Annotated in this window: 9 protein-coding genes; 4 read left to right on the top strand and 5 right to left on the bottom strand. The window is 75.7% G+C overall.

Features of this window, described 5'->3' with window-relative positions:
• Window positions 1-13 precede the first annotated feature (13 nt).
• Window positions 14-589, bottom strand: coding sequence for a dihydrofolate reductase family protein (locus ACFPK1_RS13800; RefSeq protein ID WP_378021507.1), 576 nt, complete (start codon window positions 587-589; stop codon window positions 14-16).
• 245 nt (window positions 590-834) lie between these two features.
• Here ACFPK1_RS13800 and ACFPK1_RS13795 point away from each other — a divergent pair, with 245 nt between their 5' ends.
• From ACFPK1_RS13795 to ACFPK1_RS13780, 4 genes are read left to right on the top strand one after another with little or no spacing between them, the layout of a single operon-like run.
• A complete protein-coding gene (locus tag ACFPK1_RS13795) occupies window positions 835-1860 on the top strand; it encodes a glutathione S-transferase family protein (protein ID WP_378021645.1) in 1026 nt (341 codons plus the stop codon).
• 28 nt (window positions 1861-1888) lie between these two features.
• Window positions 1889-3700, top strand: coding sequence for a thiamine pyrophosphate-requiring protein (locus tag ACFPK1_RS13790; protein WP_378021506.1), 1812 nt, complete (start codon window positions 1889-1891; stop codon window positions 3698-3700).
• 30 nt (window positions 3701-3730) lie between these two features.
• Entirely contained in the window at window positions 3731-5032 is a 1302-nt protein-coding gene (locus ACFPK1_RS13785) for an MFS transporter (protein ID WP_378021505.1), read from the top strand.
• Between the two features lie 10 nt (window positions 5033-5042).
• Window positions 5043-5441 carry an FKBP-type peptidyl-prolyl cis-trans isomerase gene (locus ACFPK1_RS13780; protein ID WP_378021504.1) on the top strand — a complete coding sequence of 133 codons (399 nt, stop codon included), beginning with the start codon at window positions 5043-5045 and terminating at the stop codon, window positions 5439-5441.
• Here the strand turns inward: ACFPK1_RS13780 and ACFPK1_RS13775 are convergent.
• From ACFPK1_RS13775 to ACFPK1_RS13760, 4 genes are all read right to left on the bottom strand, one after another.
• Window positions 5434-5685 carry a hypothetical protein gene (locus ACFPK1_RS13775; RefSeq protein ID WP_378021503.1) on the bottom strand — a complete coding sequence of 84 codons (252 nt, stop codon included), beginning with the start codon at window positions 5683-5685 and terminating at the stop codon, window positions 5434-5436. The two genes, ACFPK1_RS13780 and ACFPK1_RS13775, sit on opposite strands and share 8 nt — an antisense overlap.
• Window positions 5686-5706: 21 nt before the next feature.
• Window positions 5707-7797, bottom strand: a complete 2091-nt coding sequence (locus ACFPK1_RS13770; RefSeq protein ID WP_378021502.1) for an alpha/beta hydrolase — start codon at window positions 7795-7797, stop codon at window positions 5707-5709.
• 28 nt (window positions 7798-7825) lie between these two features.
• The gene (locus ACFPK1_RS13765; protein WP_378021501.1) at window positions 7826-8875 is read right to left on the bottom strand and encodes a class I SAM-dependent methyltransferase; all 1050 of its coding nucleotides are present in this window, start codon (window positions 8873-8875) and stop codon (window positions 7826-7828) included.
• 88 nt (window positions 8876-8963) lie between these two features.
• On the bottom strand, window positions 8964-12074 hold the full coding sequence (locus tag ACFPK1_RS13760) for an ATP-binding protein (protein WP_378021500.1): 3111 nt from the start codon (window positions 12072-12074) through the stop codon (window positions 8964-8966).
• Window positions 12075-12153: the final 79 nt, after the last annotated feature.

Below are 12153 nucleotides of genomic sequence, written 5' to 3'. Positions count from 1 at the left end.
GTGGTCGTCGCGGTCAGGCGCGGTGCAGCAGGCTGACGACGGCGCCGGTCGGGATCGTCTGGATCTCCTCCGTCGTCCAGGTGGAGCGGGGGAGCGCACCGTCCCAGAACGGGACGCCCGCGCCCAGCACCGTCGGGATCCGCGTGATGCGCAGTTCGTCGAGCAGGTCGGCGGCGAGCAGGGTGCGGATGACGCTGATGCTCGAGAACACCGAGATGGTGCGGCCCGGCGCCTCCCGCAGCTCCTCCACGGTGGCCTCGGGATCGCGCGCCACCCGGGCGTTCGACCAGGTCGCGTCGGTGAGCGTGCGGGAGAACACGACCTTCTCCACCGCGTCGAACCACCGTGAGACGTCGCGGCTGCGGGGGTCGGCGGCCGGGTCATCGGCGACGGCGGGCCACCAGCCGTGGAAGCCCTCGTAGTTGGTGCGGCCGAGCAGCACGGTGTCGACGCCGCGGTAGTAGCCGGCGAAGCCCGCGGCGCACCGCTCGTGGAGCGCGGTCTCCAGGAGCCACGACATGTCGTTGTCGGGGCCGGCGGCGAAGCCGTCGAGGGACAGGGTGATGTTGGCGCTGACGGTGCGGGTCATGACGACTCCTCAGGGTGCTGGTGGGTCACCCCGACGTCGGTCGGCGTCGGCGGGCTCCGTCACGGACGCGGCATCCCCGGACGGACGAGCAGGATCAAGACTCTTCTCGTGCCGGATCGTCCAGGTGAGATCGTCAACCTGCTGATCGCGGAGTGGTGGATCCTGCGCTCACGGCGCCGCGTCACGTTGCCCGACGCCGATCAGGGGGCACCCGGTCGGGCGTGAGCACCTCGACGACCACCTCGGTGGGCAACAGCCCCTCCGCCGACAGCAGCGGGTCCTACCGGCGGCACGGCCCGCAGTTCACCGACCGCATCGTGGCCGAGCCCTCGGGGGAGACCGAGTGGACGGTCGAGCCGGGGCGCTACCGCCTCGTCGTGTCGCTGGCGTGCCCCTGGGCGCACCGCTCGCTCATCGTGCGCCGCCTCATGGGGCTCGAGGACGCGATCTCCCTGGCGATCGTCGACCCGCTGCAGGACGACCGGTCGTGGCGCTTCTCGCTCGACGAGGACGGCGTCGACCCGGTGCTGCGCCAGCGCCACCTCGAGGAGGCCTACCTCGCGCGCGACCCGGAGCACGGCACCGACAACGGCGTCAGCGTGCCGGCGCTCGTCGAGGAGTCGACGGGGCGGCTCGTCACCAACGACTTCCCGCACATCACCGTCGACCTCGGGATCGAGTGGGCGAAGTACCAGCGCCCCGGCGCGCCGACCCTCTACCCGCCGGAGCTGCGCGCGGAGATCGACGCCGTGAACGAGGGCGTCTTCCACGACGTCAACAACGGCGTCTACAAGGCCGGGTTCGCCACGAGGCAGAGCCGCTACGAGGAGGCGTACACCGCCCTGTTCGCCCGGCTCGACGAGCTCGACGAGCGGCTCGCCGACCAGCGCTACCTCGTCGGCGACCACATCACCGAGGCCGACATCCGGCTGTTCACCACGCTGGTGCGCTTCGACGCCGTCTACCACGGCCACTTCAAGTGCAACCGGCAGAAGCTCGCGGAGTTCGAGCACCTCTGGCCCTACGCCCGCGACCTCTACCAGACCCCCGGGTTCGGCGACACGGTCGACTTCGACCACATCAAGCGGCACTACTACCAGGTGCACACGAGCATCAACCCGACGCAGATCGTGCCCCTGGGCCCCGAGCCGGCGGCCTGGCTCGAGCCGCACCGCCGCGAGGACCTCGGCGGCTCGCCGTTCGGCCCGGACGGCACCCCGCCCGCACCGCTCGACGGCCCGCTGCGCCCGCTGCCCCCGCTGGACATGTGAGCGCCGGGGTCGTGGGTAGCCGGGCCCGGTGAGTGGACCGAAGAACGTTGCCCAGCACGTCCTCGCCCGCCTCGCGCAGTGGGGCGTGCACCGGTTCTACGGCTACCCCGGCGACGGCGTCGGCGGCATCTTCACGGCTCTGCCCGAGCAGGAGGACGCGCAGTTCTTCCAGGTCCGGCACGAGGAGACCGCCGCCTTCGCCGCCTGCGCCGACGTGAAGTACGGCGGGTCGCCGATCGGCTGCTGCGCGGTCACCAGCGGGCCCGGGGCGGTGCACGCCCTCAACGGCCTCTACGACGCGAAGCTCGACCACCAGCCCGTCGTGGCGCTCGTCGGGCACACCGCCCAGACCGCCCAGGGCGGTGGCTACTACCAGGAGCTGGACCTCTCCGGGCTCTTCTCGGACGTCGCGGGCTACCTCGCCGAGGTCAAGGACCCCAGCCAGGTCCGGCACGTCGTCGACCGCGCGTGCCGCACCGCCCTGGCCGACCGGACGGTCGCGGTGGTCATCCTGCCCTCGGACGTCCTGGAGAAGGACGCGGTGCCCGAGCCGCCCGACGCCCACGGCTACTACCACACCTCCGCGGTGCCCTCCTCGACGATCACGACACCGCCGGCGGACGCGCTGGACGCCGCGGCGGCGGTGCTCGATGCGGGGGAGAAGGTCGCGATCCTCGCCGGGGCCGGCGCGCTGGGGGCGTCCGGCGAGCTCACCGAGGTCGCGAACGCCCTGGGCGCGGGCATGGCCACCGCGCTGCTGGGCAAGGGCGTCGTCGACGAGCGCTCGCCGTGGGTCACCGGCGCGATCGGGCTGCTCGGGACCACGGCCTCGTGGCACCTCATGCGCGAGTGCGACACGCTGCTGATCGTCGGCTCGACGATGCCCTACACCGAGTACTACCCGGCGCCGGGCCAGGCGCGGGCGGTGCAGATCGACGTCGACGGCACCCGCTGCGGCATCCGCTACGACACCGAGGTCAACCTCACCGGGGACGCGGCGGCGACGCTGTCCGCGCTGCTCGGGCGCCTGCGCCCGCGCGAGGACCACGGGTGGCGCGCGCAGGTGGAGCGCTGGACGAGCGCCTGGGTCGAGTACTCCGTGCAGCGCGCCCACGCCCACACCAGCGCGCTCAACCCGGAGCTGGTCGTCCGGGAGCTCTCCGACCGCCTGCCCGACGACGCCCTGCTCGCCGTGGACTGCGGCACCGCGACCTCCTGGTACGCCCGCGACGTCACGCTGCACGGGCGCCAGTACGGGTCGCTGTCGGGGACGCTGCTCTCGATGGGCGGCGGGATGCCGTACGCGATCGCGGCGAAGAACGCGCACCCCGACCGGCCCGTGGTGGCGCTCGTCGGCGACGGCGCCATGCAGATGAACGGGGTCAACGAACTGATCACCGTGCAGCGGTACTGGGCGCAGTGGAGCGACCCGCGCTTCGTCGTGCTCGTGCTGTCCAACGACGACCTGTCCTACGTGTCGTGGGAGACGCGCGGGATGCTCGGCGAGGCCCCCGACCCGCAGTCCCAGGCGATCCCCGACGTGCCCTACGCGCAGTGGGCGATGCTGCTCGGGCTCGACGGTGTCGAGCTGCGGGAGCGCGCGCACATCGGCGCGGTGTGGGACCGGGCGCTGGCCGCCGACCGCCCGTTCGTGGTGGACGCGAAGGTCGACAAGGACATCCCGCTCGTCCCGCCGCACGTGACGATCCAGCAGGCGCTCAACACCGCCCGCTCCCAGCTGGCCGGGGACCCCGACGCCCTGTCGATCATCGCCAACGGCGTCAAGCAGACCGTCGGCGCCAAGGCGCGCTCGGTGCTGGGGCTCGCGCCGAAGGAGTGATCTGGCCCCGGACAGGGCACACGACCTCTCATGGCGGCCAGGGGTAAGGCGTTCGTCGCGTCCCTGTCGGGGACGTCGCTCGAGTACTACGACTTCGCCGTGTACGGCACGGCGTCCGCGCTCGTGTTCCCGCAGCTGTTCTTCCCGGGCTCGGACCCGCTCACCGGGGTCCTGCTCGCGTTCACCACGTTCGCGGTCGGGTACATCTCGCGGCCGGTGGGCGGGTTCGTGTTCGGCCGGCTCGGCGACACGATCGGGCGCAAGCGCGTCCTGGTGTCGACGCTGCTGCTGATCGGCGCGGCCACGGTGCTCATCGGGCTCCTGCCCACCTACGAGACGATCGGCGTGACGGCGCCGATCGTGCTCGTGCTCCTGCGCTTCGCCCAGGGCGTCGGGGTCGGCGGCGAGTGGGGCAGCGCGGTGCTGCTCTCCGGCGAGTTCGGGGATCCGCGGCGGCGCGGGTTCTGGTCGTCGGCGGCGCAGATCGGCCCGCCCGCGGGCAACCTGCTCGCCAACGGCGTGTTCGCCGTCCTCGCCGCCACGCTCACCGGCGACCAGCTGCTGTCGTGGGGCTGGCGGGTCGCGTTCCTGCTCTCGGCGGTGCTCGTCGCGTTCGGGCTGTGGATCCGGCTCAAGCTCGAGGACACCCCGGTGTTCCGCGCGCTGCAGGAGTCGGGGGAGACCTCGGCCAGCCCGATCCGCGAGGTCCTGCGCACCCAGCCCCGCGGGCTGGTCGCGGCGATCCTCTCGCGCCTCGGGCCCGACGTCGCGTACTCGCTGCTGACGGTCTACGTGCTCACCTACGCCACCCGCACCGCCGGCTTCGAGCGCGCCGCGGTGCTCTCCGCGGTGCTCGTCGGGTCGGCGCTGCAGCTGGGGCTGGTGCCCGCGTTCGGCGCGCTGTCCGACCGGTGGAACCGGCGCGCGGTGTCCTGCGCCGCCGTGGTCGGGATCGGCGTGTGGGTGTTCGCGCTGTTCCCGTTGATCGGTGCCGGTTCGTTCGGGCTGCTCGTGCTCGGCGTCGTCGTCGGGCTCGCCCTGCACGCGGCCGCCTACGGCCCCCAGGCCGCGTTCATCACCGAGCAGTTCAGCCCGCGACTGCGCTCCACCGGCTCGTCGCTCGGCTACACCGTCGCGGGCGTGCTCGGCGGCGCGCTCGCCCCGCTGCTGCTGACCTCGCTGAACGCCGACCTCGGCTGGGCCGCCGCCGCGGCCTACGTCGCCGTCGCCTGCGTGCTCTCCGCGGTCGGGCTCGCCATCGGCCGCGACCACGACCCCCGCGAGGACGAGGAGCTCGCGGCCGCTGCGGGCGCGGAGTCCGCCCGCCCGTAGGGTCGCGGGCATGGCGGTCACCGTGGACAACACCGACGACCTGACCCGCGCGCCCGGCGCTGCGGTCACCCCCGACACCCTGCCGAACGACCTCGACATCACCGACCTCGTCGTCGGCGGCGGCACCGAGGCCGGCCCGCGCGACACCGTGCAGGTCCAGTACGAGGGCCGGCTGGTCTCGAACTCCACCGAGTTCGACTCCTCGTGGAGCCGCGGCGCCACGCCGGTCGAGTTCCCGCTCGGCCAGGTCATCGACGGCTTCAAGCTGGGCATCTCGGGCATGCGCGAGGGCGGCCGGCGCGTGCTCGTCGTGCCGCCGCACCAGGGCTACGGCGCGCAGGGCGCCGGCGGTGTCATCCCGCCGAACGCCCACCTCGTCTTCGTCGTGGACCTGGTCAAGGTCAACTAGACGGGTCGGTCGCCGCGGGCCGCGCCAGGACGTCGGCGGCCAGCCGCGGGATGAGCGCGTCCGCGGTGACCCGGTAGCCGAACTCGGCGTACGCGAGCAGCTCGCGGTGCACGAGGTCGCCGAGCGGGCCCGGCAGCGCGCGCCGGGCGTGGTGCGCCGCGGCCTTCAGGCGGTACTTGTCGTGCAGGGGCAGGACCGCTGCGTCGCCGCGAAGGTGCGGCGACGCCTCGGGTGTCTCGATCATGATCGGTCTCCGTTCCGGGGGTCAGCTGACCAGCTCGGCGAGGAGCGCGGCGGCCCGCCGGGCGCCGTCGGCGCGGACGGTCACGGGACGCGGCGGCCGGGCGAGCAGGCCGGCGACGGTCGCCGCGATCACCTCGGGCGTCGCGTCGGCGTAGTCGAGGCGGGTCCCGGCGCCCAGCCGGGCGAGCCGGTGCGGCACGTGGAACTGCTGCTCGAAGTGGTGCTCGAGCGGCACGTAGACGAACGGCACGCCCGCGCACGCGAGCTCCATCGTCGTGGTGAGCCCGCCCTGGACGACCGCGACGTCGGCGGCGGCGAGCTCACGGTCGAGGTCGGGGACGTGCCCGCGCACCTCGACACCGGCCGGCACCCGCAGCGACGCCGGGTCGATGCGGGGGCCGGCGACGAGCACCAGGCGCAGGCCCGGCACCGCGTCACGGATCGCCGGGAACGCGCCCGCCACCCGCTCCAGCAGCGCCCGGCCCACCCCGGACCCGCCGACGCTCACCACGCACACGCGCTCGTCGGGGCGCCAGCCGAGCTCGGCGCGCACCTCCTCGCGGTCGCACGCCGGGGCGCCGGTGGCCACCCAGCCGCTGAACGCGAAGTGCTCGCACGTCCAGTCCCGCACGGTCGGCAGCCCCGGGCCGAGCGGGTCGGTGACCAGGTCGTCCGGCTCGCCGACGAACACCGACCGGTCGCGCAGCCGCGGATGTCGGGCGACGTGCTCGACCATCTCGGCGTTGTGGTCGGCGGTCAGCGCCGCCTCGGACGCCCCGCCGTCGGGCATCGGCAGCCAGCCCACGAAGTCGGTGAGCCACGCGAACGGTGCGCGCTTGAGCTCCGGGTTCTCGTGCAGGAAGTGGTCGATCTCCCAGCTCTCGTCGGCGACGACGAGGTCGTGCCGCCCCTCGTCGACGACGTCGGCGAACACGTGGAAGTTGGCCACGAGGATCGCGTCCATCCGCCGGATCGCCTGGAAGGCGTGCAGGTCGCGCTCGCCGGCCTCGTCCTCGATGTGGGCGCTCTCGGAGGCGAGCAGGGCGCTCGCCGGGTGCACCCGCAGCCCGTCGCGCTCCAGCAGCTCGGTGACGGGGTGCTGGGCCAGCCAGTCGATCTCGAGGTCGGGGCGGGCGGCCGCGAGCTCCCGGGCGATCGCGACGTCGCGGCGCGCGTGGCCGAGGCCGATCGGCGAGCTGACCAGCAGCACCCGCGGCCGGCGCAGCCGCGCGGGCGTCCACGTCGTGCGTCGCGGGCGCGGCGGCGCCAGCGAGCGCGCGAAGTCGCGCAGCAGCAGGTTGACGCGGACCGGCTCGCGCAGCGGCGGGGCGTGGCCGGCGCCGGGCAGCGTGACGAACGTGGCGCCGGTCCACCCGGCGATCGCGACCCCGAGCTCGTAGGGCGTGACCTCGTCGGCGTCGCCGTGCACCACCAGGACCGGGCAGCGGATCGCCCGGCAGATCGCCTCCGCGTCGGCCGTCGTGCGCTCCGCGATGCCGGGCACCGTCGCGATCAGCGTCTCGGCGTCGGTCTCGAGGCCCCAGGTGACGATGTCCTCGAACGGCTTGGTCGCGTGCGCGTCGGTGACGACCCGGGACGCGAAGAACTCGACCCAGCCCCGGTGGTCGGCCTTCCAGTAGTGCCGGTTGGCCTTCTCCCAGCCCTCGTAGGTGTCGCGGACCTCGTCGAACCCGTCCGGCAGCGGCCAGGGCAGCGCGGGACCGATCGCCACGACCCCGAGGACGCGGTCGGGATGCCAGGCGGCGAGCTCGAGGGCCCGCCGCCCGCCCATCGACAGCCCCACGACCACCGCGCGGTCGGTACCGGTCGCGTCGAGGACGGCGACGACGTCGTCGACCATCTCGGTGTCGCGGTACGCCTCCGGGTCCGCGGGACGGTCGGCGGCGCCGTTGCCCCGGCCCTCGACGGTGATGACCCGGAACTCGCGGGCCAGGAACGGCACCTGGGCCTTCCACTGGCGCATGTGCACGATCGCCCACGAGGTCAGCAGCACGATGGTCGGGCCCGGGGCGGGCCCCTCGAACACCTCGTACCCGACCCGGACGCGGTCCCGGGTGATCGTGCCGACCTCGTCGGGCTCCCGTGCGCGCATGACGCCCCCCTCGTCCCCGGTCCCGGATCTAGGGCCGGATCTCGTACACGTCGTTCAGCGGCGTGCCGACGACCCGGCGGAAGCGGGTGAACCCGGCGTCCGTGGCCACCTGGCGCAGCGCCGCCGGCCCCGCCTGGGCGCCGAGGCTGTAGCCGCCCTCCTGCGACCGCGCCGCCGGCACGCAGCACAACGTCGACGCGCCGTAGAACAGCCGGCCGACGGGGTTCGTGTTCTCGTCGACCGAGTCGCCGGCCGCGGGCTCGACGACCATCCAGGTGCCGTCGGGGTCGAGCGCCGCGCGGATGTGCCGGGCCGCGCCGAGCGGGTCGCCCATGTCGTGGAGGCAGTCGAAGGTGGTGACGAGGTCGTAGCCCGTGCCGCCGAAGCCCTGCGCGCTCGCCACCTCGAAGCTCGTCCGGTCGCCGACGCCGGCGTCGGCGGCGCGCTTGCGGGCCACCTCGATCGAGGCGTCGTGGTAGTCCGAGCCGGTGATCGTCGACGCGGGGTAGGCCCCGGCCATGAGGACCGTCGTCGCGCCGTGGCCGCAGCCGACGTCGGCGACGCGCGCCCCGCGCTCCAGCTTCGCCACGACCCCGTCGAGCGCGGGCAGCCACTCGGCGACGAGGTGGCCGATGTAGCCGGCCCGGAAGAACGACTCGCACCCGAGGAACACGTCCTCGTGGTGCTCGTGCCACCCGACGCCCGCGCCGGTGCGGAACGCCTCGGCGATCCGGGGCTCGCTGCGGATGATGCCGGTGGCCAGCACGAACGCGCCGGGCACGTAGAGCGGGCCGTCCGGGTCGGTCAGCGCGAAGGCCTGCTCCTCGCACAGCGAGTAGACGCCCCCGGCGTGCTGCACGTAGCCGCCGGCGGCCTGGCCGGCGAGCCACTCCGCGACGTAGCGCGGGGTGGTGTCGGTCCGCGCGGCGAGCTCCTCGGGCGTCGCGGGGCCCTCGGCCAGCGCGCGGTACAGCCCGAGGCGGTGGCCGAGCACGACGCTGCCGGCCGCGAACGTCGCGCCCACGTCGGCGACCGCCTTGCCGACGAACGCCATCACCTTGTCCATGTCGACGGCCATCGCGCCGCTCTCCTCCGCTGGCTCCTCCGGGCTCCGCCCCGGCCGACGACACGGTCGCGGGGGCCGTTGCGCCGCCGTTGCGCGCCCGTCACGGCGTGACCCGGAGGAGCTGCTCGGTCAGGGGTCGCCACCCGTGCGCGCGGGCCGCGGCGAGCAGCGGGGCGAGCGTGACGCGGGCCCGGGCCTCGCGGCCGCGCGCGAGCCAGGCGCGCGCCACCGAGACGTAGGCGTCGGCGCCGAGCAGCCACGCCGTCGCCGGTGGCGCGGCGATGCCGGCGAGCAGGCGGTCGGCCTCGAGCAGGGCGGTGTCGGCGGGCAGGTGGGCGGGCAGGTCCGCCGGTGTCTCGCCGTCGCCCGCCTCGGCCAGCACGGCCAGGCACCGCACGCGGCAGGCCGCGACGGCGTCCGGCCCGGCGAACGCGAGGCCGCGCGCCGCGAGCACCCGTGCCTCGGCGACGTCGCCGCGGGCGAGCAGGGTGGTGGCTAACAGTGCGCAGGCGGTCGGCGTCCACCAGCGGTGCCCGGTGTCCCCGTTGCGCCGCATCGCCCGTCTCCCGGCGTCGACGGCCTCGTCGAGGTCGCCCTGCTGGCGCGCGACCCACCCGAGGTGGGCGAGGAACCAGGCGTCGTGGCCGCCGAAGCCGGAGTGGCGGGTCACGGCCAGGGCCTCGTCGATCCGCGCGCGGGCCTCGTCCCACCGCCCGGCGGCGATCGCGGGGAACGAGCCCTCGAACACCGCCCACTGCAGGACGGCGCGGTCGGGGAGGCGGCGGGCCAGGGGCTCGAGCTCGTCGACCACCTCGGCGAGCTCGTCGACCATGCCGGTGTAGGCGTACGCGGCCTTGAGCCCGTCGAGGCCCAGGAGCAGCGCGTGGTCGCCGGCGGCGCGGCCGGCGGCGACGGCGCGGCGGCCCTGCTCGACGGCCTCGCCGAAGCGCAGGTCGTTGGCGGCGAGGATGGCCAGGCGCCCGCGCAGGTCGGCCTCGGCGCCGCGGTCGCCGAGGGTGGCGGCGCGGCGCAGGCCCGTGCGCAGGTGCGTCACGCACTCGGCGGGCGGGACGCCGAGCGCGATCGCGACGTCGCCGCCGAGCTGGCGCAGCACCGCCATCTCCAGGCGGCGGTCACCGGCGTCGCGGGCCGCGGCGGCGGCCCGGCGCAGGTCGCTCCACGCCTCCTCGTGCCGCTCGAGGCCCTCCCGGGCGCGGGCCCGGGCGACCAGCACACGCCCGGTGATCTCGGGGTCGGCGACGCGCCCGGCCGCGGCGAGGGCCCGGGAGTGCAGCGACTCAGCGTCGCCCATCGCGCCCCGCACGGCCGCGGTCTCGCCGGCCAGCAGCAGGGCGCGCGCGGCGCGCGGCCAGTCCTGCGCCGCGGCGGCGTGGGTGCCGGCGGACTCCGGGGTGCCGGCGAGCAGGTCGGCGGCGCGGCGGTGGTGCAGACGCCGCACCGGGGCGGGGGTGGTGGCGTAGAGGACCTCGTGGACGAGGTCGTTGGCGAACTCGTAGGTCGGTCCGGTGGGGGTGAGCAGGCGCGCGGCCGCCGCCCGCTCGCAGCGCCGGACGATCTCGGGCACCCCGAGCTCGAGCAGGCCGGCGGCGACCTCGGGGTCGACCCCGGCGCCGAGGACCGCCCCGGCGCGCAGGAGCTCCTCGACCTCGTCGCCGAGGCGCCGGACGCGGGCGAGCACCGCGGCCTGCAGGGACTCGGGCACCCCGGGGTCGCCGGCGGCCAGCCCGCGGAGCGTCTCGACGACGAAGAGCGGGTGACCGCGCGTCCGGCGGTGGATCGTCGCCCCGAGGTCCCGGCGGCCCGCCCGCTCGGCGAGGGCCGTGACCGCGGCGGCGTCGAGCGGGCCGAGGTCGAGGCGGTCGCCGACCGCCGCGAGCTGCGCGAGCGCGTCGGCGCCCTCCTCCGCGCGCACGGTCGTCAGGACGAGGACGCGCGCGCCGCCGGGGCGCAGGGCGAGGAAGTGCAGCAGCTCGACGGTGGCGAGGCCGGCGTTGTGCAGGTCGTCGATCAGCAGCAGCAGGGGAGCGGTGGCGGTGAGGTCGGCGAGCAGGCCCGTGACGCCCGCGAACACGCGCCGCGGGTCCGGGCGCTCCTCGGGCTCGTCGTCGGCGAGCGCCGGGAACAGGCCGGCGAGGGACGGCGGTACCGGGCCGGCGAGCACCGGACCCAGCGCGTCGACGACGGGCTGCAGGAAGAGCGAACGCTCGGCGCCGTGGCAGCGCGCCGACGCCACGCGGCCCCCGGTCGCCGCGGCGAGCGCCGCGATCTCGCCGGCCAGCCGGGTCTTGCCGATGCCCGCCTCCCCGGCGAGCAGCACGAGCGCCGCGTCCCCGCGCGACGCCGCCTCCCAGCGCGCGGTCAGGCGGGCGACCTCGTCGTCACGCCCGACGCAGTGCGACGCCGCCGCGGACCGGGGAGGTGCGCCGGGAGCGGGGTCGGGGTCGGGGCGCTCCTGCAGGAGGGCGAGGTAGTCCTCGCGGGTGCGGGGCGCAGGGGCGACGCCGAGCTCGTCGGCGAGCGCGGTCCGCAGCCGGTGGTAGAGCTCGATCGCCCGGGACGGCTCGCCCGCGCGCCGGTGCGCGGCCATGAGCAGGCGGTGGGCCGTCTCGTCGAACCGGTCGGCGGCCACCGCGTCGGCCGCGGCGCGCCGCGCGCGGTCCGCGTCCCCGGTGCCCAGCGCCGCCCGGGCGTCGGCGTGCCGGGCACGGCGCAGCAGCTCCCGCCACTCGTCGCGGGCCGCGGCCACCCACGGCTCGTCGGTCTCCTCCGGCAGCGGTTCCCCGGTCCCGAGCAGCGCCAGGGCTCCCGCGGCGGCGCTGGCCGCGAGCCCCGGCGCGGCACCGGCGAGGCGCCGGTCGGACTCGTCGAGCAGGCGCGCCGCCTCGTCGAGGTCGACGACGACCCCCGGCGCGGCGCCGAGCCGGTACCCGCCGCGGTCGCCCAGCAGGATGTCGGGCTCGAGGCGGCTGCGCAGCCGGCTGACCAGGGTCGCCACGCCGGCGGCGGGGCTGCGCGGGGCGTCCCCGTCCCACAGCTCGGCCGCGAGCTGCTCGCCGGTGAGCACCGCGGGACGGCGCGCCGCCAGCAGCGCGAGCAGCCGCCGCTCCTTGGGGCTCCCGATGCGCAGCGCCTCCGGTGGCGATCCGCGCTCCACGCGCAACGGCCCGGCCAGCCGGACCGTGACGCTCATCACCACAGTGTGCGACGGCCATCGTCGCCGGGGCAATGCGGACATCGCCCGGACGGGCTAGCGGCGATGACGCCGCGTC

The organism is Actinomycetospora rhizophila (genome assembly GCF_042657905.1).
GTDB lineage: Bacteria > Actinomycetota > Actinomycetes > Mycobacteriales > Pseudonocardiaceae > Actinomycetospora > Actinomycetospora rhizophila.
The sequence above is the reverse complement of the archived record's forward strand: the minus strand, read 5'-3'. Positions and strand labels throughout refer to the sequence as shown.